Genomic DNA, 21384 nt, shown 5'->3' on the forward strand with positions numbered 1-21384 from the left:
ACCTTATATGATGTGGTGGTGAAGGCGAAGAGGTCACACCTGTTCCCATGCCGAACACAGCAGTTAAGCTCTTCAGCGCCGATGGTAGTCGGGTTTACCCCCGTGAGAGTAGGACGCCGCCACGTCATTATAAATTTTATAATGAGTTTTATAACTCACATTATCGCGGGGTAGAGCAGTCTGGTAGCTCGTCGGGCTCATAACCCGGAGGTCACAGGTTCAAATCCTGTCCCCGCAACCAAATTATTTTATCTTTACATATTTAAGCACTCACGAAAGTGGCGCTAAATTACGTTTCATTAACTTTATAATGAGATCATCATCTCACATTATCGCGGGGTAGAGCAGTCTGGCAGCTCGTCGGGCTCATAACCCGGAGGTCACAGGTTCAAATCCTGTCCCCGCAACCAAAGTTGGTCCGGTAGTTCAGTTGGTTAGAATGCCTGCCTGTCACGCAGGAGGTCGCGGGTTCGAGTCCCGTCCGGACCGCCACTTTAATTTTAAATTTACAGCCTTAGGATGCTTTCCTAAGGCTTTTGTTATGGATTTTTTTAAGAAGGATCGAGTCCAGATTTCCTCCTTTTTGTTTTCACGTGTGTTCTATTGGTATAATAGGAATATTGAATTCGATGAAGGAGCGTTTCTATGGATGAGTTTTCTTTTATTCGATCGATTCGTCCGAAAGACTATAAGCAACAGAGCCTTATCAAAGGCATAGATGATGATGCGGCTGTTTTCCGTCCGATAGGAGAAGATGTGGTTACAGCAGTTGATACGATGGTCGAGGGTGTTCATTTTTCAAGACAGACGATGACCCCATCTGATGTGGGATATCGAGCGCTCGCGGCTAATATCAGTGATCTAGCTGCAATGGGGAGTACTCCGGCTTTTTACTTGGTGTCTCTTGTCGTATCCGAGTCCTGGTCTGAAGCAGAATTGCATCAGTTGTATGAGGGGATGAGCGAATTAGCAGATGAGCACGGGATGGACTTGATTGGTGGAGATACAGTGAGCGGGAGTGAGCTGAGTGTATCGATCACCGTTTTCGGCTATGTGGATAAAGACAAGGCCCGCTATCGATCGGATGCTGAAGAAGGAGACGTCGTTTTTGTAACCGGGACGTTAGGTGACTCGAGAGCAGGATTAGCCTGCATGCAAAAGAGTATGAACCGAACAAATGAGATTGACTACTTAATCGGACGACATCAACGCCCGTCACCTCGTGTCGCATTCGCTCAAGCCTTGAAGAACTGTAAACGGGTTGCGCTGAATGATGTGAGTGATGGGATTGCGAATGAAACGAATGAAATTGCGGAAAGCTCGCAGGTGGATTTGGTCATTCAAGCAAATTTTGTGCCAACATCTGAAGCCATTCAGGCCGTTTTTCCTCAAGTAGTCCAAGAGTGGAGCCTCTCTGGTGGGGAGGATTTTGAATTGCTCGGAACGGTTTCGAAGGCAGAATGGTCACTTGTAGAAGAAGCCGCTTCCGCTACTGGGGTAGCGGTAACCGTTATAGGGGAAGTCAAAAAGATGAACGATGAAACACCACGTGTATATATAGAAACAGAAGAAGGAAGGACGATATTAAGAAAATCTGGATATACGCATTTGAAAAAGGAGGGAGAATGAATGGCAACCTACCAATGGACGAGCACATCACCTGAAGAGACGATGCAATTCGCTGAGCGTTTAGGTAAGTTACTGCAGTCCGGGGATGTTTGCACGCTTGAAGGTGATTTAGGAGCTGGAAAAACGACGTTTACGAAAGGGCTCGGTTTAGGCCTTGGCGTCAAACGCACCATCAACAGTCCTACATTCACAATCATCAAAGAATACCAAGGGCGCGTGCCTTTCTATCATATGGACGTGTATCGTCTTGAAGATAGTGATGAAGACTTAGGATTTGATGAGTATTTTGAAGGTGAAGGCGTTTGTGTCGTAGAATGGGCGCACTTCATAGAAGAATTTCTCCCTGAAGAACGTTTGGCGATTCGTATCGCGTACGAGGATGAGACGCATCGGACGATTGTACTGGAAGCAGGTTCTGATCATTTTGATAAGCTTTGTAAGGAGATAACGTCATGAATATATTAGCGATTGATACATCCAATTACGTGATGGGCGTCGCCGTTGTAAAAGACGGTGTTGTGGCAGGGGAGTATGTCACCCACTTAAAGAAAAACCATTCCATCCGTCTCATGCCGGCGATCGATGCACTGATGGAAGAAACGAACACTTCTCCAGAGGAATTGGACCGGATTGCTGTCGCCCATGGACCAGGGTCTTATACAGGAGTTCGGATCGGTTTGACGACGGCAAAAACGATGGCTTGGGCGCTAGATATTCCGGTAGTAGGGATATCGAGTCTGGAAGCTGTTGCGAGACAAGGGGCCTTTTTCGATGGGTACATTTGTCCTTTCTTTGATGCACGCCGCGGCCTCGTTTATACGGGGTTATACGGTCAGGATATGGACGTGATGAAGAAGGAGAAGAATGTGCTGATGGAAGAGTGGCTGCATGAATTGAAGCAGCTTGATGAGCGCATTTTGTTCGTCAGCCAAGACCTTGCTGTTCATGAAGACTTGATTCGGGATGTCCTTGGCGAGCGGGCTGTCATTCCAGCGTATCCATACCACTATTCCAGACCATCTCTTATCGCTTTTTCCGGAGAAGTGAAGGAGCCTGGTCCTGTTCATGAGCTTGTTCCGAACTATTTGCGCATCCCTGAGGCGGAGGCCAAGTGGTTGGAGCAGCAGAAGGGGCAGTAGGATGATTACGATTCGTTCGATGACGAAAGAGGACGTGGAGCCTGTGATGGAGGTAGAGCGTGCTTCGTTTGCTGTGCCTTGGGATGAGGAGACGTTTGTAAAAGAGGTAGAGGAGAATCCGTATTCGTTCTACTCGGTGATTGAAGAGGATGGGCATGTGTTCGGTTATTGTGGGATTTGGCTGATCATTGATGAAGCCCATGTGACGAACATTGCGATTCATCCGGATTACCGCGGGAAGACGTATGGGGAGCAGTTGTTCCGTTATGCTTGTGATGAAGCGATTGAGCAAGGGGCGGTTCAGCTGTCGCTTGAGGTCAGGGTGTCGAACACGCCGGCTCAGCATATGTACCGGAAGTTCGGTCTCGTGCCTGGTGGCATTCGGAAACGCTATTACACGGATAATGGTGAAGATGCATTAGTGATGTGGGTGGGATTAAAATGAGTAAAGATCAATATATATTAGCGATCGAAACGAGCTGTGATGAAACGGCGGTCGCGATTGTGAAGAATGAACGGGAACTCGTGACGAATGTCGTCGCATCTCAAATTGAAAGTCATAAGCGGTTCGGTGGCGTGGTGCCGGAGATTGCCTCCAGGCATCATATCGAACAAATGACGATTACATTGGAAGAAGCGTTAGAGGAGTCCGGACTTGGGCTTGATGAAATCGACGCTATTGCCGTCACGGAAGGGCCTGGGTTAGTCGGGGCGCTGCTCGTTGGCGTAAATGCGGCGAAGTCTCTGGCGTTTGCGAAACAGAAGCCACTCGTCGGCGTTCATCATATTGCCGGGCATATCTATGCGAATCGATTAGAAAAAGAGTTCGAGTTCCCGCTGCTTGCGCTTGTCGTTTCTGGTGGCCATACGGAGCTTGTCTTGATGCGTGAGCACGGTTCGTTTGAAATCATCGGGGAAACGCGTGATGATGCGGCTGGTGAAGCATACGATAAAGTGGCACGGACGTTGAAGCTTCCTTATCCAGGCGGTCCTCATATTGATCGTTTAGCCGGTGAGGGAGAGGAATCAATCGATTTTCCGCGATCATGGCTTGAGAAAGATTCGTATGATTTCAGCTTCAGTGGCTTGAAGTCGTCTGTTATCAACACGCTTCATAATGCCAAGCAAAAAGGTCAGGAACTGAAGGATGAAGATGTCGCGGCCAGTTTTCAGGCGAGTGTCGTGGACGTGCTGTCGACGAAAGCGGTGAGAGCAGCGGAAGAGTATGGCGTGAAACAGATGATTGTAGCCGGTGGTGTTGCAGCGAACTCTGGACTGCGGCAGGCGTTAGAAGAAAAATTTGCGGCTGTGGATACAGAATTGCTGATTCCACCTATCCACTTGTGTACAGATAATGCAGCGATGATTGCAGCAGCTGGAGCGGTCGCCTTCAACCAAGGACACCGCGCTGGATGGGATTTGAATGCGAATCCAGGTCTCGATTTGGAAATGTACGGGGAGCGTAAGAAATAAAGAGTTGTGGATAAACGGGTTATCCACATTATTATAGAGGGATACTCAGAGCACTTGGCTCTGAGTTTTTCCTGTTTTTAGAGGGAATACAGAAATGATGGTAATATTAGTTATTCACAAATGTATAAACATGCAGTGGATAACTTGTGCAGGGTCTTTCTATAAAAGTGAAGAAATCGCTACCAAAATTGTGGATAAGTCTGTTAGTAAATGTGGATAATGTGAATAAACCTGTTGAAAACCGTAAAATCGGTGTTTGTCATGTGGAAAAGGTGTGGGTACTGAATGGCGATTCATACATTGTTATGCACAACTTATTTAGGCGGGGGTGGATCTCAGCACATTTTCGTAAGGTGTCTCTTGAAAACCGTTGATATTCGCCTGATCAACGCACTTTCATTTATCAGGTTGGCCTGAATGTGCCGAGATCGCTCCTATCAAAGCACATGCGCTCTTCTTTAGTTGGGAAAACCGTGTTGAGGGCTCCCATCTCAACGGTTTTGCTACTAGGTCATCATAGAAACGGTAGAGAACTAGAAAAAAGACACCTCATGACGAGGTGTCTATTCTTCATGAAGGCTTTCCCACTCTTCCATCAGCGCCTCCAACTCTTGATTCATTTTTTCATTACTCTCTGTGAGCTCGAGTGACCTTTCATGGTCCTGATATACTTCAGGGTCACATAACAGATCGTCATTTTCTTCAAGCTTCGCTTCGAGTTCTTCGATTCGTTCTTCAATCTCTGAAATCCGTCGATTCCGCTTACGTTCTTCACGTTTCGCTTCTTTATCTTGTTGGAAGCTGTTCTTCGCTTTCGCTTCAGCTGATTCTGGTTCATTGGCGATTCGTTCAGCCTCTTCGATTTGCTGCAGTTCGTATTCTTCTTGCTTCTTTTCTGCATAATAATCGTAGTCCCCAAGGAAGACGCGCGTTTGCTCGGGCAGCATTTCGACGACTTGGGTTGCGATTTTGTTGATGAAGTAACGGTCGTGCGAGACGAACAGGATGGTGCCTGGGTAATCGACGAGTGCGGCCTCTAATACTTCTTTACTATCCAAGTCCAAGTGGTTGGTCGGCTCATCGAGTACGAGGAAGTTCGCTTGCTGCATCATCAGCTTCGCGAGGGATAGACGTGCTTTTTCGCCACCACTCAAAGCTGAGACGGGCTTCAGGACATCTTCGCCTGAAAATAAGAAGTTTCCGAGTACGGTGCGGATATCCTTTTCGTTCTTCATCGGATAGTCATCCCACAGCTCCTGGAGAACGGTTTTCTTCGGATTCAAGTTCGTCTGTTCCTGGTCATAATAGCCGATCTCGACATTCGTTCCGACCATTTTCGTACCCTTAGAGGCTTCAAGCTGCCCCATGATCGTCTTCAGTAACGTCGTTTTGCCGACACCGTTCGGTCCGACTAGCGCGACGGAATCGCCGCGGTTCAAGTCTAAGCGGAGGTTATCGAAAAGGTAGGACTTTGAATCATGGTAGCGGAACGCGTAGTCGTTAAGACGAAGAACGTCGTTTCCGCTTTTCTTCGCCACTTGGAAGCTGAATTTCGCGGATTGGTTGTCATCTTTCGGCTTTTCCAATCGGTCCAATTTCTCTAATTGCTTCCGTCGGCTTTGCGCCCGTTTACTGGTTGTCGCACGGACAATGTTTTTCGCGATGAAGTCTTCCATCTTCTCGATTTCTTTCTGCTGCTTCTCGAAGTGCTTCATCTCGATATCATAATCTGCTTCTTTGCGCTTCAAGTAGTCACTATAGTTCCCTGTAAACCGTTTGGAAGATTGGAACGCGACTTCATAGACGGTATTGACGATTTTGTCTAAGAAATAACGGTCGTGGGAGACGATGACGACGGCGCCATCATAGCCTTGCAAGTAGTTTTCCAACCAGGCGAGGGTGTCGATATCCAGGTGGTTGGTCGGCTCGTCCAAAATGAGAACATCTGGTTTCGTCAGCAACAATTTACCTAGTGCAAGACGTGTTTTCTGGCCGCCACTAAGGGTTGTGATCGAAGTGCTCCAGTCGAAGTCGTGGAAGTTCAAGCCGTTCAGAACCGATTTGATGTCGGCTTCATATTGATAGCCACCGGCCATTTTGAACGCTTCCTGCTTACGATCGTAATCTGCCAGCAGTTGCTGGTAGCGTTTCTGATCCGCGATCAACTCTGGGTTCGCCATATCGGCTTCCATGGAACGTAACTCTTTTTCCAAGTCCTTCAGATGAGCGAACACTTTCTCCATCTCATTCCAAATCGACTCATCAGACTGAAGACCCGTGTTCTGGGCTAGATATCCGATGGTCGTTTCTTTCGGACTGAAAATCTCGCCCGAATCATAGCTCATTTCACCGGCCATCATTTTCAATAATGTTGATTTCCCAGCGCCGTTACGTCCGACGATGGCAATCCGGTCATTCGTTTGTACTTCTAATTTAATATTCGATAAAATCAACTCAGCTCCGAATCGTTTCTCGAGCTGATTCAATTGCATGAGAATCATGTCGTTTCACCTCAATAAAATAAGTGTATCTTATATAGGAATCGACAAGCAAGGCTATGGTCTCACTATGTGAAACATTTAACGACTTATGTGCATTTTTTTGATAGAATAAGGGTAATGTCTCAATCAGCGAATAGAGGGAGTCGTTGTGATGTCGGATTTGACTCATATCAATGAGCAGGGACGTGCGCGGATGGTCGATATTTCAGGTAAAGAACCAAGCGTGCGGACGGCCATTGCCAAAACAAGTGTAGAAGTTAACCAAGAGATTTATCATAAAGTGACGAACCAGGAGATGGCGAAAGGGGACGTGCTATCGGTCGCCCAAGTCGCCGGAATCATGGCGGCGAAGAAGACGTCGGACTGGATTCCGATGTGTCACCCGCTTTCTTTGTCCGGTGTCGATATATCGTTTGACTGGGAAGTGGACGGGGAGACACAGGTTCTTCACATCGAAGTGTTCGTCAAAACAAAAGGAAGCACAGGTGTCGAAATGGAAGCGCTCACCGCTGCATCGGCAACGGCGCTTACCGTCTATGACATGTGCAAAGCATTAGATAAAGGGATGGTCATCGGCCCGACCCACTTAGTAGAGAAAACAGGTGGGAAAAGCGGAGACTATCATCGTTAAAAGGAGGGAACAGGCATGGATGTAGAACAAACCAAAATACCGCAAGCGACAGCGAAGCGATTACCACTCTATTACCGGTTTTTGAACAATCTACATAGCCAAGGGAAACTGCGGGTCTCATCGAAAGAATTGAGCGAAGCGGTCAAAGTCGATTCTGCCACGATCCGGCGCGACTTTTCCTATTTCGGAGCCCTCGGAAAAAAAGGGTATGGCTATAATGTCGAGTACTTGCTATCCTTCTTCCGAAAAACGCTCGATCAGGATGAGACGACAGAAGTCGCCTTGATCGGTGTCGGAAACTTGGGAACAGCCTTTTTAAATTACAATTTCACGAAAAATAACAATACAAGAATCCAGATTGCCTTTGATGCCGATCACAGCCGCGTCGGCACAGAAGTCGGCGGGGTGAAGGTCGAGCATGTCGATGATCTCGAGGATAAGATCGGCAGGGTATCGGTCGCGATTCTCACCGTCCCATCCGCAGCAGCGCAAGGCATGGCCGAGCGCCTCGTTGAAGCGGGCGTGACCGCCATCTTGAATTTCACACCAGCGCGTATCACCGTGCCGTCTCATGTGCGTGTTCATCATATTGATCTCGCCATTGAGCTGCAGGCGCTCGTGTATTTCTTGAAGCATTATCCGCTTGAGGAAGCGGTGGAAGAAGAGTGAGTTTAGAACAGCACACAAATTTGTGTGCTGTTTTTTGTTTGGTCTGGAAGGGGGGGGAGGGGTGGGGCGGCTTAAGACGGTTTCAGTCGGCATCATCTCTAGAAACGGTCATAAGGAAGCAGGTTAAGACGCTTTTGTGATCGTCATCCTCTCGAAACCGTCTTGATGCCGTTGATTAAGACGGTTTTCGGCGGATGGATGTTGCAAAAGTGCTTTAATACCCCTGATCAGCGCACTTTCGGTAGCTCATCCAAGCAGAAAAAAACAGAATGCCTCCCGGGCATTCTGTTCCGATCCTTACTCTACGTCCTTTTTCCAACTCTTATCAATCAACATCTTCCCAGGCCACGTGTACGCCTGCAGACCACCATCAGCCAGAATATCTTCGCCTGTCACGAATGAACTCTCATCTGACGCAAGGAACAGGGCGACGGTAGCCATTTCTTCCGGAGCACCTAAGCGACCGAGTGGCGTCACCCATTTCTGAGCTTCGCGGAAGTCCTGACCAGAGTCTTCTTGTTTAGAGCCTGCCAGTTTATCGACGAGCGGTGTTTCAATCGTTCCTGGTGCAATCGAGTTTGCCCGGATGCCGTAGCGGCCGTAGTCGATGGCGAGCGCTTTGGTGAAGTTGATGACCCCGCCTTTCGCTGCGTTATACCCGGAGCGGTCCAAGTCCGCTGCACGACCTGACATCGAAGTCGTGTTAATGATCGATCCACCATGGTCCATCATTAATGGAAGGAGAAATTTGCTCACTAAGAATGTTCCGCGTAAGTCGACGGACAAGATTTTGTCGAACAGATCAATCGGATATTCGTGCACTTTTCCGCCTTCCTGATCGACACCGGCATTATTGAATAACACGTCTACCGTTCCGTAAGTATCCTTCACATACTGGGCAAAAGCCTCGACCTGATCGGCATCTGACACGTCCAGTTCATATGCCTCGGCTTTTCCACCATTCTCTTTTATTTCATTCGCCGTATTCTGCACTTCGTCTATGTCGACATCCGCACAGACGACCATCGCCCCTTCTTTTGCGAAAAGGTGAACCGTTGCAGCTCCAATGCCTGTCGCAGAACCGGTCACAACTGCTATTTTATTTTCTAATCTCAAATGAATCGCCTCCTATGTCAGGTTTCTACCCACGTTGAATCGGATTGTAAACCTATGGAAAAAAGGGGAGCGTTTACATATGAGCATAGGAAACGTTACCAAGAGTTCTCTCAACAGTTTTCGTGAAAGAATCGACGAAATCGGCTCCATCACGGTTAAGGAACAGCGTCGGTGGTATAGTAAAAGGTAGTCTATCCATGAGAGGAGGCGTCGGATTGTTACAGAAAATCCCGAAAAAATGGCTCGTCGTCGTATCCGTCCTATTCGGGACGTTTACCGTCATCTTAAATAATAGTATGTTGAACCCGATTCTCCCGCGCTTCATCCAAATCTTCGACGCCAACGCCGTTGCTGTCGGTTGGATCATCACCATCTTTATGGTCGCGATGGGAATGACGATGCCCCTCACCGGTTATTTCGGCGATCGATTCGGTAAGAAAAAGGTCTATATCACAGGTCTGTCGATTTTTATCATCGGTTCTATCTGTGGCTTCTTTTCGCAAAATTTGTCGATGGTCATCATCTCGCGTGCGATTCAAGGAGTCGCTGGGGGACTGATGCTTCCAATTGCCATGGCCCTGATTTTCAACTCATTCCCGAAACATGAACGGGGACTTGCGGTCGGTGTTTACGGCATCGCCGCTATGGTCGCACCAGCCATCGGCCCGACGATCGGTGGTCTATTGATTCAGTATGTAGACTGGCCGTGGCTGTTTGCCTTGAACATTCCGTTCGGCCTGACGGGTCTGCTTTTATCGAGTAAATTCTTGGAGAAGACGGAAACGAACCCGGCGAAAAAATTCGACTTAGTCGGATTCCTGATTATCACGGCAGGTATCGGCTCGGTTCTTTATGCGCTCGGACGTGGTCGTACATTAGAGAAGCTGTTTGACCCGCTCAACCTCACGCTTGTTGTCGGTGGGTTGATTGCTGTTGTGATTTTCGTTCTGTACGAGTTGAGGCAAGAAGATCCTTTACTTAATTTAACGGTTTTCAAAGTTCCGACGTATTCGGTTTCGATCGTCGTCACCTCATCCGCATCGATTGGACTGTTTTCCGGTATCTTCTTATTGCCGTTATTGATTCAGGAAGTGTATGGCTTGAACGAAGTCTTGACGGGACTCTTGTTCTTACCTGCAGCTGCTGCCAGCGGCATTTTCATGTCGATCGGTGGACGAATCCTCGATAAAAAAGGACCGAAGTTCGTCGTCCCGCCCGGTCTTGCGATTATGGCTTCCGCGACTATCGGTTTAGGGTTCATCAAGCTATCGACGCCGTACTGGCTCATTATGGTGTTAAATACGATTCGAGGAATGGGCATGGGAATGAGCAATATCCCGGCAACGACATCCGGAATGAACGCGATTGATGATAAACTCGTTGCCCAAGGATCTGCGATGAACAATATCATTCGCCAGATCTCCTCATCCCTCGGTATCGTCTTTTTCTCCATTTATTATGAAGTAAGACGCGCACAGGTGGCGATGGGATCGGATATCAGTACAGAAGCGGCGAAGCTTCAGACAATCAATGAAGCGTTTCTAGTATCAGCCGTCGTCCTGCTCATTGCACTGCCGCTCTCGTTTATTTTAAAAGGAGTACAAGATGATGAAGAAGATGAAAAAAGCGCAGAGGAATGATCCCCTGCGCTTTTCGTCTGCATACGTTACTTATCTTTTTTCGAGTTTTTCAGCTTGATGTGGAATTTGACCAATCGTACAGCCACGACGATGTTGAAGGTGGCGACAATGGATAGCAAGATCGTCGTCGCGTTCCAAATCGTTTCTGTAGCAGCCTGGGCGGCGATATACGTGAACGCAAGGCCCATGCCGAAGTAGAGGAACGCCATGAATAAAGGTGAAGTTCTCATATTACAAAAAGCCTCCAATGAATATCGTCTCGAGTTGTTCCTGCATGCGGCGGATCTGTTCTTCATCGACACTCAACTGGGTCACGACAACGAACGTATTCATCGCCATATGCGCCACGATTGGTGTAATAATGGAACGAGTTTTGACGTACAGGAAGGCGAATACAATGCCCATGGAGAAATAGACTAACATGTGCAGAAAATCAAAGTGGAACGCTCCGAAAGCAAGTGCGGAAATCAGCACGGCCACGATGAAGTTCGTCCGTTTGTAAATGCTGCCGAAAATGATTTTACGGAAAATGATTTCTTCCGTGATCGGAGCGAATACGACGGGGAGTAGAATGAATAGCGGTGATTCTCTAGCAATCTCCATAATGTTCATCGTATTTTCTGAACCCATCGGAATTCCGAGAAAGGTCGTTTCGATATATGCAGCTAAACCTTGGGCAACAAGCGCAAGAAACACACCTGCAATCGACCAGCCGACGATGCCCCCGATGCTTGCGCGTTCTTCGCGGTGCTCCGGTGACTTCATTTCAGTGCGTAAGAAGTACAAAATGAGGATCGTCGCAATCGTGAAGCTGATCGTCGACCAAAGCGCGATGGCATCGGATTCTGATAACCCAACAGCGAAAAGCAGTGGATAGCCGATGATTCCTGAAAGCTGGGCGGCAATATAAGTGATAATAATGTACCAATAACGTTTTGGCATCTGTCACGACTCCTTTTGTCATCAAGAACAAGGAGCAGAAATATCCATGTTCCAAATACATACTTCCTGTATTTTATCACAGTTTTCTCCCCGTCATGAAGCATAAGGGCTGACACTCTATTCCTGTCGAAAAATATCTCAAAAAATTGTGTAGTTTTGACTTGAAAATTGGTAACGAATTCATTATGATAAGAATTGTGTTAGCACTCTCACATGTCGAGTGCTAATAATCGACAAAAATTTGAAGAACCTTATCAAGGAGGGTGTCCTAATTGTTAAAGCCACTTGGTGATCGTATTGTAATTGAACTTGTTGAAGAAGAACAGACTACCGCGAGCGGAATCGTACTTCCAGACTCTGCGAAGGAAAAGCCGCAAGAAGGGAAAGTCGTTGCCGTCGGTACCGGCCGCATTACGGATAACGGGGAGAAAGTTGCGTTAGAAGTCGCACAAGGCGACCGCGTGATCTACTCGAAATTCGCAGGTACTGAAGTAAAGTATGAAGGCAGTGACTATTTGATTCTACGCGAATCTGACGTACTTGCTGTTGTTCAGTAAAATCGGACAACGTTTACTTATAAGAGATACGATTTAATAAGGAGGGCATTTTTAAAATGGCTAAAGAAATCAAATTTAGTGAAGACGCACGCCGCTCAATGCTGCGTGGTGTAGATACATTAGCAGATGCTGTAAAAGTAACCCTGGGACCAAAAGGACGTAACGTCGTTCTAGATAAAAAATTCGGTTCTCCGTTAATCACGAATGACGGTGTAACAATCGCGAAAGAAATCGAACTACAAGACCACTTCGAAAACATGGGTGCACAACTCGTTTCAGAAGTTGCTTCTAAAACAAACGATGTTGCCGGTGACGGTACAACAACAGCAACGGTTCTAGCACAAGCGATGATCCGTGAAGGTCTGAAAAACGTAACATCTGGTGCGAACCCAGTCGGCATCCGTCGCGGAATCGAGAAAGCGACAGCTGTCGCAACAGAAGAGCTTCGCAAAATTTCGAAGCCGATCGAAGGCCGCGATTCAATCGCACAAGTTGCATCGATCTCTGCTGCTGACAATGAAGTAGGACAGCTGATTGCAGAAGCAATGGAGCGCGTTGGAAACGACGGTGTCATCACAATCGAAGAATCTAAAGGATTCAACACAGAGCTAGAAGTGGTAGAAGGTATGCAATTCGACCGCGGCTATGCCTCTCCATATATGGTCACAGACCAAGACAAGATGGAAGCGGTCCTTGAAGATCCGTACATCTTGATCACAGACAAGAAGATCAACAACATCCAAGAAGTTCTTCCTGTCCTTGAACAAGTCGTTCAACAGTCCCGCCCACTTCTATTGATCTCTGAAGATGTAGAAGGCGAAGCACTTGCGACACTTGTAGTCAACAAACTACGCGGTACATTCAATGCTGTAGCGGTGAAAGCTCCAGGATTCGGTGACCGTCGTAAAGCGATGCTTGAAGACATTGCGACACTAACTGGTGGACAGGTCATCACAGAAGACCTAGGCCTTGAATTGAAGAATACAACACTTGAACAGCTGGGCCGCGCGTCTAAAGCTGTCATCACGAAAGAAAACACGACAATCGTCGAAGGAAACGGAAACCCAGAGCAAATCGCATCCCGCGTCGCTCAAATCCGTGCCCAAGCAGAAGAATCCACTTCTGAATTCGACAAAGAAAAACTACAAGAGCGCCTTGCAAAACTTTCTGGCGGTGTCGCTGTCATCAAAGTCGGCGCAGCAACAGAAACAGAATTGAAAGAGCGTAAACTACGCATCGAAGACGCCCTGAACTCTACGCGAGCAGCTGTAGAAGAAGGCATCGTCGCTGGTGGTGGTACAGCACTTGTCAACATCATCAACTCTGTTAAAGGACTTGGACTAGTAGACGACGAAGAAACAGGCGCAAGCATCGTTCTTCGTGCCCTAGAAGAGCCAGTCCGTCAAATCGTTCACAACGCAGGCCTTGAAGGATCCATCATCGTCGAGCGCCTTAAAGGCGAAGAAGTCGGCGTCGGATTCAACGCCGCAACAGGCGAATGGGTCAACATGGTCGAGCAAGGTATCGTCGACCCAACAAAAGTTACACGTTCCGCACTACAAAACGCAGCTTCTGTAGCAGCTATGTTCTTAACTACGGAAGCAGTCGTCGCTGATCTTCCTGAAGAAGACAACGGCGGTGGCGGCATGCCAGACATGGGTGGCATGGGCGGAATGGGCGGCATGATGTGATGACCGCTCAAACCCTTGGTATGTAAGGGTTTTGAATGATTTTGCTAACAAAATGCTAACATTGTGATACGAATAAAGGCTTCTCATTAGTTGAACAAACTTTTGAGAAGCCTTTTTTTGTTCGGTTATAATCATTAATTTATCCAACAGGAAAGTCATCAAGGAAAATAATGGAATATTAGAAAATAAGCATACATTTAACTTCTGCATACCATTACATAGAATAGAAGGTAGTTAGAATTGACCACTCAATCATTTCTGAGTCAACAGAGTACAACTACGATGATGCTGGTTGTTGAGCAGCCTGGTTGGTCCCAATGGTGTAAAAATATAGGCACCAAACAAAAAAACATGTGTTGACACATACTATTATATGGTATATATTGTAATTAGATATTTGGCTAAATGTCTAATCCGGAGAAGGAGATTAAATATGAACAGCGTATTTAAAGCATTAGCAGATCCCACAAGAAGAGAGATTTTGATCATGTTACAGAAAGATAACTTAACAGCAGGAGAGATAAGTGAAAATTTCAACATAAGTAAACCCAGCATTTCACACCATTTAAGTCTGCTTAAAAATGCAGATTTAATTATAAGTGAAAGAAATGGCCAAAGGATTTATTACTCTTTAAACACCACAGTTTTTCAAGACATTGTTAATTGGGTTCTAAACTTTAAAAAAGTCTAAGGAGTGGATGCATTATGAAAAAAATTTTTGTACCAGTAACAGTAATTCTAGTTGCAATTTTGATAGGAGTTATGGCATATCCTAGTATGCACCAAGAAGTTCCAATTCATTGGAGTTCAGGAGAGGCAGATTTGTTCGTTTCAAAAGGCCTAGCAATTTTAATACTCCCAATCTTAATGCTTGTATCCTCTTTGAGTATATGGCTTACTAATAAATACCAGGGAGGTAAGGATAACAAAAAAACTATTAATAAGACTCATAATCTTAGTTTAGTTATTCTATTCTTCGTTCACCTTATGATTTTATCTTTCGGATTAGACGTGAATTTAGACAACAATTTTTATGTGGGGATAATAGTGGGAATCATAACAGTAGCAGTGGCAAATCCTATGCAAAAAACTAAGCCAAACGCAGTATATGGCTTAAGAACTCCATGGACATTAAAAGATGAGAAGGTTTGGAGAAAGTCCAATAGGTTTTCCGGGAAACTATTATTTATTGTAGGTCTATTAATTATCGGGTTGTCCTTTGTCTATCCAGAATTTACGACAAGTGTAATTTTAATATTATTGGTGGGTGCTTTAGTGATTTCAGTAATAGTTTCCTTTGGAATTTACAAAAAGCTCAGTAATTCAAAGGCTTAATATGGACCTCTAAATTGTTTTATTCATGGAAAACCCTAGCCAAAATAGGCTAGGGTTTTAGCATTACTAATGAAGATTTTTAAGAATTAATTTGCTGCTTCCACCATGTCTACGACAAGACTTTCTCTTGAAGTATCCGATTCAGCAGAGTCTAGACCAGGACCGGCAGCCACTACTTCAAGGTAGAAAGTTACAGCTGCACCATGAGTTACAACAACAGCCATAGTAAGCGCAAGTACTAAGCAGTTCGTATCGACAACACCCTTTTTAACTTCAGCTGCGTAATCAGTATTCATAGTACTAAGGAAATCCTCTGAACCTTTAGTTAAAAGTTTCTCTACTTTTTTAAGATCTTTACTATGTAAAGACTTTTCAAGTTTTTTAAAATAAGCTGGGTTATTTTCCTCCATTTTATCAACTACTTCATTAACCAGTTTTACATTTTCCTTCTCGTTAGCTCTTTCTAAATCCTCGCCACTCCATAGATTGCTAAATTCTTTCGCAGCTGGTCCTTGCCCAGCAATCACACCTTTAAATATTTCTTTACCAGTGTAAGATGCGGTGCCATCTGCAGCAAATACCGTGTTAAAGCTAATTGTGATTGTTGATACAAGAACTGCTATAGAAACTAATACTGAAAACAAACTTTTCTTTTTCAAAATTAAGTCCTCCTAGTTTTTAATATATTTATTTTATTCAAGCCACTAGATAAATTTTTCACCCCCTTAAATTTGAATGTATCATCTAGTGGCCATAAATAAAGAAGTAATACTCCAATAACAGCAATGGAGAAGGTTACTAGACCTAGAATAATTGCAAATAGTTCGTGCATTAAAATTGCTAAGATTAGTACTTTTCTCCAATGTTTCTTATCCATAAATAAGGAAGCAAATAAAATAGTTTGGACAATGAGTGTCCCCCAAGTTGGTATTACAACTAATGGAGAACCTAATATTGGTTCTATTATTTCAAAAATTTTCGGATGAATCCCAAGCATCGGGGATTGCATGTAATACCAAACAGCGGTTCCATCTATCCATTCTTCTTGGGATATTTTAGCTACTACTGAGTGAAAATATAGGATTGCTACTTGAATTCTAAAAGCGAAGTATGTGCTTATTCCTACTGCTTTACTTAAGTTGGTTTTATCTTTAGGAGGGTCTTGCCAATGCCATTTCCTATTGTCAGTAAGAGTAAGCGGTATCAAGATTAAAGTGAATACAGTGGTAACTTGTTCTCCCCCATCTACAGTTACAGCTGAATGGTAAAAGCTAAACGTGATCCATGCGTGGATAATACCAGTTATTCTTGGACGCCATCCACTTGCAGTTAATAATAAAAGAATAATGCAAAGCCACTTTAATATACCTAGTCCTGTATCTCCTAAGTCAAAAATACAGAAAAGAGAGTAATCGACACCGCAACTAGGGTAATCGGCAAAATCGCTGGTAGGTTTAAATAATGTTGAAATGTCATTCATAATTAGTGTTAATAAAGTAGAGGTAGCTAATAAAGTTCTCGCTAGTCCGTAAACATTAGTCCAAGGATTTATTTTTTCAAAAATTCTTATGAGTTTCTCGTTCATCCTGTTTTACACTCCACTTCAACTTTAATAACCTTAGATTCTATATCCTCTTTAGAATAGTAATCACTCCAAGCCCAAGGGATTGGTTTTTGAAAAGAAAACCCTACTGTCCCACATAAAGTAGGATCGTTATCATTATTTACAACTTCTTTGGCAACTTTAGCTTCTCTTAAACATTCTTCAATGTTCCCTTCGCATTCATTAGTTTCTAAACTTGAAATTTGGCTATATAATGTTCCAGATTCAATTCCTTGTGCTCTTCCTTCTCTGCTTAGTCCAAAGAAATTACTAGGTATGTTGTTGGGCCAATTAACTTTTTGGTCATTACCTTCATTTAGTATATGTACATCATAAAGCTCATCACGGGGACTTTTACTAAAAAAACCCCAACCTTGCAATGCATGTGCGCTTACTTTACTTCTTACTGAATCACTTAATTGAAATGGAGTGTACGACATTGAAGAAACAATAGAGATAAAAAAGAACATGAACCAAAATATGCACATCGAAATAAATACTAAATTGTACTTTTGCATATGTATGTAACCTCCTGTGAATATATTAGGTAGATAATAGTCCTGTCTAATATTGTGCATTTTTAGAAAAATCTGTATAATAATCACTACAGTTACCAATTATAAGGTAAAAGTAATGGGTAATAAACCTATAAATGTAATAAAATGTAAAATGAGTCCATTTTCTTATTTAATAACCACAAAAGCTGCAAAAAAATATAAATGAAAAGGTGGTTAACGTGAGTAGAAATCTGATAGTTTATTATGATTCGAACTGTCCATTGTGTATTTCCGTAAAGGAAAAGTGGGTAAGGATTGATGTAAGAAGGAAAATTACCTTTATAAGCTTTCGTGAAGAAAGAGTGAGAAATTCTGTCTCAGTACCAATGAGGGAATTGGAAAAAGAAATGCATTCGAGAGAGGAAGGTAGTTCTGTTTACTTTCGAGGGGTAGATACGTTTATTCAAATGACCCAAAGGGTCCCTTTATTAAATGTACTCGCCCCTTTGTTAGGTATTTCGCAAAGAGTGGGCGCAGCGCAAAAAGTTTATCAGTATGTTGCATCTAATAGAAAAGTAAATGGAAAATCTAAATGTAGTGAAGGTAAATGTAAAATATAAGAAACAGGCTTCCTTCTTTTTGGTGAAAATTGTTGCTGAAATTGGCCAAACAATATCTTAGATGCATCATATGAGTTGCATCTGTGACACCAGAAACTCAATTACTTACATATGCATCTTTTTTATTGGGAACTGTTAAGTTGTCGTAATGTGCAGCAAGATACAAAGACTCTGTTACATGAACTAACTCAAGCCAAGTTTTATACAAAAGAAAGCATGAATGACTACACCAAACCGGAGAAAGTATTTCAGGCAGAAATGACAGTTTATACCTTTGCTTATTACTTCCATAAGACTAGGCCGTGAGTTTTCACCAAAACTGAGGGAGAGCCATTTTTCGCTTGCTAAATACATAAAGTAATATGATTGGGATCAGGCACCATGTAATGCACGAAAAGATGAGAGGTTATTGTTCAAGAATCTGTCCGTAAATGCTAACATATTGCTAACACAATAAAATAAAAGAGGTCATATGAAGTGAAAGATATTACAACAACCTTTGGAGAAAACACTGATTTAACGCACTATACGCACACAACGTGTTAGATATTACACCCTCTCACCTTACGGGCGGCATGATGTAATGACCGCTCAAACCCTTGGTATATAAGGGTTTTGAATGATTTTGCTAACAAAATGCTAACATCTTGTTACAGATAAAGGCTCCTCATTAGTTGAACAAACTTTTGAGGAGCCTTTTTTGTTTGGGTATACTCATTAACTGATCTAATAGGAAACATCAAAGATAATCATGGAAAACTAGGAAAATACCGTACGTTTAAACTTTGTGACAATTTAATTACACTCTTTTCCTGATAGTTTTTTTGTTAGTTTTTGTTCAAAGTAAAGAATGTATAACTTTTGACAATACTACAGCCTTGATGATGTGGTATTGTACTTGTGTGGAGACGAATATTTTACGACGAATTTTCTTTGATGGACATCAACATTGGGAAGCCTTTAAGAACAAATATGGTGCTAAGATCCGGCCAGTCGTGCAAGAGAAAGTGGAGAAGTTTTGAGATTGTGGGAATTTTAAAAAGGGTATTAAGCTCTTAGTATATGATTAGATACACTAAACATACTGTAATACGAATTGAGGTGACCGAGTGGAGCGTACAGAGGACTTGATTGAGTTATGTTTATTAATGGGGAAGATCATGCAACAAAATGGAGCGGAAACCTATCGTGTGGAAGATACGATGACGCGGATTGCCCAATCTTTCGGACGGGATGAATCCCAAAGTTATGTAACACCTACTGGGATTATGTTTACGATTAGCCCTGGTGCCCATGCAAAATTAGTAAGGGTTTCGGCACGAGAGACAAATCTCGAGAAAGTGAACCTTGCGAATGATGTCTCCAGAAAGATTGCAAGTGGGGAAATGTCTACTCATGTAGCGTATAAAGAGCTCAGAAAGATTGAAACCAGTCCTACAGACTATTCCGTGCTCATGCAAATCATCTCTGCCACGTTAGCGAGTGGTTTCTTTACTATCATGTTTCAGGGAAGCTGGTACGATTTCCTGCCAGCCTGCTTAGCAGGAGGACTGGGTTTTATTGCATTGATTAACTTCATTCGATTATTTGAAATTAAATTCGTTGCTGAATTCGTTGCTTCGTTGTTGATCGGTTTTACAGCCTTCTCCCTTTTTTCATTCGGTATTGGGAAGGAAGTTGATAAGATCGTTGTCGGTTCTATCATGCCGTTGGTCCCTGGTCTGCTCATCACCAACGCTGTAAGAGATTTGATGGCAGGTCATCTTATCTCAGGACTCGCCAAGGGGGCGGAGGCTTTTCTAACGGCTTTTGCAATTGGGGCAGGTATTGCTGTTATGTTTGCACTATTTTAGAGATCGTGGGGAATGACTATGTGGATTGAATATGCCATAGCAAGCTTTTTTGCATCAGCTGCCTTTGGAATCATCTATCAGGCGCCAAGAAATACGCTCGTCAAATGTGGTCTCGTCGGCATGGTTGGTTGGATGATTTACGCATTCTTAGTATGGAAAGAGGTCGACAGTGTCCCGGCTACACTCATCGCCTCCTTTGTTATTGCCCTGGTCAGCCAGACGCTGGCAAGGAGATTCAAAACGCCTATGATTATATTTAGCGTACCAGGGATTATCCCTCTCGTACCAGGAAGTCTCGCTTATGACGCGATGCGGAACTTTGTACAAAATGACTACAGCGCCGCTACCTCTATTGCAGCGAAAGCTTTTACGATATCTGGTGCTATTGCATTTGGGCTCGTGTTCTCGGAAGTGCTTAACCAGATTATAAAAAAGGTGAAACAGACAAAAGCGCAAGTGAGGTAATGGGTGACTCTCACTTGCGTTTTTGTTTGTCTTTATATGTCGGTGCCTGCCCCCCCCAATCTTTTACAGTGGTAAAGCGGTGGGGGTCAGGCACTTTCATTTAAGGCGTTGCTTTTGTCCTCCCGATAATCCTTTTACCTTTCCGTTAAAAGCATGTTATCGATTAATTCTGGATTCGAGACATGGCTTGGATAAAAGCTTGCGTACATTTACATAATCCCTTTAACCCTCAGCAACTCAAACAGCGAAGTGGACTGCAGTTGAATTTCAATCGTAGTTGTCTTACCAGTCCCGTTCGGTCCTAGAAAACCAAATACCTACTTCCCCAACCTTCATCTCGAATTCAACGCCATTGACAGTCTTCATATTCCCGTGTTTCTTTACTAACCTGTCTACATGGATTGCGGTAAAATGTAAGGAATGTCATGTAGTATAGGCAGGGACGCTTAGAGAAGAATAGGAACTACCCTTTTAAAAATCTTGACATTCTTGATAAGAGTATTTATGTTAGTTAGACAAACTAATTAATTTGCGAACAGAGGTGATTATAGATGGAAAAAGTACTGAGGGAATTTATCACCACTTTGGATACCTCCTTTAAAAGGCTAGTAGAAGATGCTATGGAAACAGCAGGTGTGAAAAATTTAAGCGTAAACCAAATTCAATATATCGAAGTGATAGGGAAATTAGGGAATCCTACATTAAGTGAAATTGCATCTGAATTAAATATAACTAAAGCCTCAGCTACGGCGGGTGTAAATAAACTGGTCAATCTTGGTTACGCAGAAAAAAATCAATCTAATGTAGATAAGCGTATTTACCATGTTTCATTAACACAAACTAGCGAGAAGTTTATTCAACTAGAACAACAGGCGTTAGAAGAATACGTTTCTTTCATTAGCCAATCCTTAACAAAAGAAGAGGAAGATCAGTTTTCATCTACACTCAATAAATTAGTTAAGGGATTTTATAAAAGATAAAAGAGGTGAGTAATGTTATCATCTCCCACCATATGATTAGTTA

Annotated in this window: 24 protein-coding genes, 3 tRNA genes and 1 rRNA gene; 21 read left to right on the forward strand and 7 right to left on the reverse strand. The window is 43.8% G+C overall.

Annotated elements, in window-relative coordinates; all coding sequences use genetic code 11:
• Positions 1-11 precede the first annotated feature (11 nt).
• The 9 genes from rrf (at position 12) to tsaD (ending at position 4241) form a co-directional block, all read left to right on the forward strand.
• A 5S ribosomal RNA gene (gene rrf / locus H0266_RS12995) occupies positions 12-125 on the forward strand.
• Between the two features lie 39 nt (positions 126-164).
• Positions 165-241, forward strand: a tRNA-Met gene (locus H0266_RS13000).
• Between the two features lie 92 nt (positions 242-333).
• Positions 334-410, forward strand: a tRNA-Met gene (locus H0266_RS13005).
• Positions 411-415: 5 nt separating this feature from the next.
• Positions 416-492, forward strand: a tRNA-Asp gene (locus H0266_RS13010).
• A gap of 153 nt (positions 493-645) precedes the next feature.
• Positions 646-1629, forward strand: a complete 984-nt coding sequence (thiL, locus tag H0266_RS13015; RefSeq protein ID WP_181472874.1) for a thiamine-phosphate kinase — start codon at positions 646-648, stop codon at positions 1627-1629.
• Complete coding sequence (gene tsaE / locus H0266_RS13020; protein ID WP_181472875.1) at positions 1630-2085, forward strand: tRNA (adenosine(37)-N6)-threonylcarbamoyltransferase complex ATPase subunit type 1 TsaE; 456 nt, start codon at positions 1630-1632, stop codon at positions 2083-2085.
• Positions 2082-2768, forward strand: coding sequence for a tRNA (adenosine(37)-N6)-threonylcarbamoyltransferase complex dimerization subunit type 1 TsaB (tsaB, locus tag H0266_RS13025; RefSeq protein WP_181472876.1), 687 nt, complete (start codon positions 2082-2084; stop codon positions 2766-2768). The genes tsaE and tsaB overlap by 4 nt, the downstream gene beginning before the upstream one ends.
• Before the next feature lies 1 nt (position 2769).
• Positions 2770-3213, forward strand: coding sequence for a ribosomal protein S18-alanine N-acetyltransferase (rimI, locus tag H0266_RS13030; RefSeq protein WP_181472877.1), 444 nt, complete (start codon positions 2770-2772; stop codon positions 3211-3213).
• The gene (tsaD, locus tag H0266_RS13035) at positions 3210-4241 is read left to right on the forward strand and encodes a tRNA (adenosine(37)-N6)-threonylcarbamoyltransferase complex transferase subunit TsaD (RefSeq protein ID WP_181472878.1); all 1032 of its coding nucleotides are present in this window, start codon (positions 3210-3212) and stop codon (positions 4239-4241) included. The genes rimI and tsaD overlap by 4 nt, the downstream gene beginning before the upstream one ends.
• Positions 4242-4804: 563 nt before the next feature.
• On the opposite strand, the gene H0266_RS13040 is transcribed toward tsaD, so the two are convergent.
• Positions 4805-6742, reverse strand: coding sequence for an ABC-F family ATP-binding cassette domain-containing protein (locus tag H0266_RS13040; protein WP_181472879.1), 1938 nt, complete (start codon positions 6740-6742; stop codon positions 4805-4807).
• Between the two features lie 151 nt (positions 6743-6893).
• Here H0266_RS13040 and moaC point away from each other — a divergent pair, with 151 nt between their 5' ends.
• Entirely contained in the window at positions 6894-7373 is a 480-nt protein-coding gene (gene moaC / locus H0266_RS13045) for a cyclic pyranopterin monophosphate synthase MoaC (protein ID WP_181472880.1), read from the forward strand.
• A gap of 15 nt (positions 7374-7388) precedes the next feature.
• Entirely contained in the window at positions 7389-8042 is a 654-nt protein-coding gene (locus tag H0266_RS13050; protein ID WP_181472881.1) for a redox-sensing transcriptional repressor Rex, read from the forward strand.
• A gap of 297 nt (positions 8043-8339) precedes the next feature.
• Here the strand turns inward: H0266_RS13050 and H0266_RS13055 are convergent, their stop codons facing one another.
• A complete protein-coding gene (locus tag H0266_RS13055; protein ID WP_181472882.1) occupies positions 8340-9158 on the reverse strand; it encodes an SDR family oxidoreductase in 819 nt (272 codons plus the stop codon).
• A 122-nt stretch (positions 9159-9280) separates the two neighbouring features.
• Between H0266_RS13055 and H0266_RS13060 the strand changes: the two genes are divergently transcribed.
• Positions 9281-10798 carry an MDR family MFS transporter gene (locus H0266_RS13060; RefSeq protein WP_425484309.1) on the forward strand — a complete coding sequence of 506 codons (1518 nt, stop codon included), beginning with the start codon at positions 9281-9283 and terminating at the stop codon, positions 10796-10798.
• A gap of 26 nt (positions 10799-10824) precedes the next feature.
• Here H0266_RS13060 and H0266_RS13065 read toward each other — a convergent pair whose 3' ends face one another.
• Entirely contained in the window at positions 10825-11028 is a 204-nt protein-coding gene (locus tag H0266_RS13065; RefSeq protein WP_181472884.1) for a YdiK family protein, read from the reverse strand.
• A 1-nt stretch (position 11029) separates the two neighbouring features.
• Positions 11030-11740: a CPBP family intramembrane glutamic endopeptidase gene (locus H0266_RS13070; RefSeq protein WP_181472885.1), complete on the reverse strand. Its 711-nt coding sequence runs from the start codon at positions 11738-11740 to the stop codon at positions 11030-11032.
• Between the two features lie 272 nt (positions 11741-12012).
• On the opposite strand from H0266_RS13070, the gene groES reads away from it, so the two are divergent.
• From groES to H0266_RS13090, 4 genes are all read left to right on the forward strand, one after another.
• Positions 12013-12297 carry a co-chaperone GroES gene (gene groES, locus H0266_RS13075; protein WP_181472886.1) on the forward strand — a complete coding sequence of 95 codons (285 nt, stop codon included), beginning with the start codon at positions 12013-12015 and terminating at the stop codon, positions 12295-12297.
• Positions 12298-12353: 56 nt separating this feature from the next.
• Entirely contained in the window at positions 12354-13988 is a 1635-nt protein-coding gene (groL, locus tag H0266_RS13080) for a chaperonin GroEL (RefSeq protein ID WP_181472887.1), read from the forward strand.
• Positions 13989-14421: 433 nt separating this feature from the next.
• Entirely contained in the window at positions 14422-14679 is a 258-nt protein-coding gene (locus tag H0266_RS13085) for an autorepressor SdpR family transcription factor (protein WP_181472888.1), read from the forward strand.
• 14 nt (positions 14680-14693) lie between these two features.
• The gene (locus H0266_RS13090; RefSeq protein ID WP_181472889.1) at positions 14694-15323 is read left to right on the forward strand and encodes an SdpI family protein; all 630 of its coding nucleotides are present in this window, start codon (positions 14694-14696) and stop codon (positions 15321-15323) included.
• 86 nt (positions 15324-15409) lie between these two features.
• On the opposite strand, the gene H0266_RS13095 is transcribed toward H0266_RS13090, so the two are convergent.
• From H0266_RS13095 to H0266_RS13105, 3 genes are read right to left on the reverse strand one after another with little or no spacing between them, the layout of a single operon-like run.
• Entirely contained in the window at positions 15410-15982 is a 573-nt protein-coding gene (locus tag H0266_RS13095; protein ID WP_181472890.1) for a sporulation delaying protein family toxin, read from the reverse strand.
• A 2-nt stretch (positions 15983-15984) separates the two neighbouring features.
• Complete coding sequence (locus H0266_RS13100; RefSeq protein ID WP_181472891.1) at positions 15985-16908, reverse strand: sporulation-delaying protein SdpB family protein; 924 nt, start codon at positions 16906-16908, stop codon at positions 15985-15987.
• Complete coding sequence (locus H0266_RS13105) at positions 16905-17444, reverse strand: SdpA family antimicrobial peptide system protein (RefSeq protein WP_181472892.1); 540 nt, start codon at positions 17442-17444, stop codon at positions 16905-16907. Before H0266_RS13105 ends, H0266_RS13100 begins: the two co-directional genes overlap by 4 nt.
• Positions 17445-17662: 218 nt before the next feature.
• On the opposite strand from H0266_RS13105, the gene H0266_RS13110 reads away from it, so the two are divergent.
• The 5 genes from H0266_RS13110 to H0266_RS13130 all read left to right on the forward strand — a co-directional run bounded on the left by H0266_RS13110 (position 17663) and on the right by H0266_RS13130 (position 21341).
• Entirely contained in the window at positions 17663-18043 is a 381-nt protein-coding gene (locus H0266_RS13110; RefSeq protein WP_181472893.1) for a DCC1-like thiol-disulfide oxidoreductase family protein, read from the forward strand.
• Positions 18044-18924: 881 nt separating this feature from the next.
• The gene (locus H0266_RS13115; protein ID WP_181472894.1) at positions 18925-19065 is read left to right on the forward strand and encodes a hypothetical protein; all 141 of its coding nucleotides are present in this window, start codon (positions 18925-18927) and stop codon (positions 19063-19065) included.
• 87 nt (positions 19066-19152) lie between these two features.
• Positions 19153-19896 carry a threonine/serine exporter family protein gene (locus tag H0266_RS13120; protein ID WP_181472895.1) on the forward strand — a complete coding sequence of 248 codons (744 nt, stop codon included), beginning with the start codon at positions 19153-19155 and terminating at the stop codon, positions 19894-19896.
• A gap of 18 nt (positions 19897-19914) precedes the next feature.
• Positions 19915-20361: a threonine/serine exporter family protein gene (locus H0266_RS13125; protein ID WP_181473579.1), complete on the forward strand. Its 447-nt coding sequence runs from the start codon at positions 19915-19917 to the stop codon at positions 20359-20361.
• Between the two features lie 551 nt (positions 20362-20912).
• Complete coding sequence (locus tag H0266_RS13130) at positions 20913-21341, forward strand: MarR family winged helix-turn-helix transcriptional regulator (protein ID WP_181472896.1); 429 nt, start codon at positions 20913-20915, stop codon at positions 21339-21341.
• Positions 21342-21384 lie beyond the last annotated feature (43 nt).

Source organism: Halobacillus locisalis (assembly GCF_013694105.1).
GTDB lineage: Bacteria > Bacillota > Bacilli > Bacillales > Halobacillaceae > Halobacillus > Halobacillus locisalis.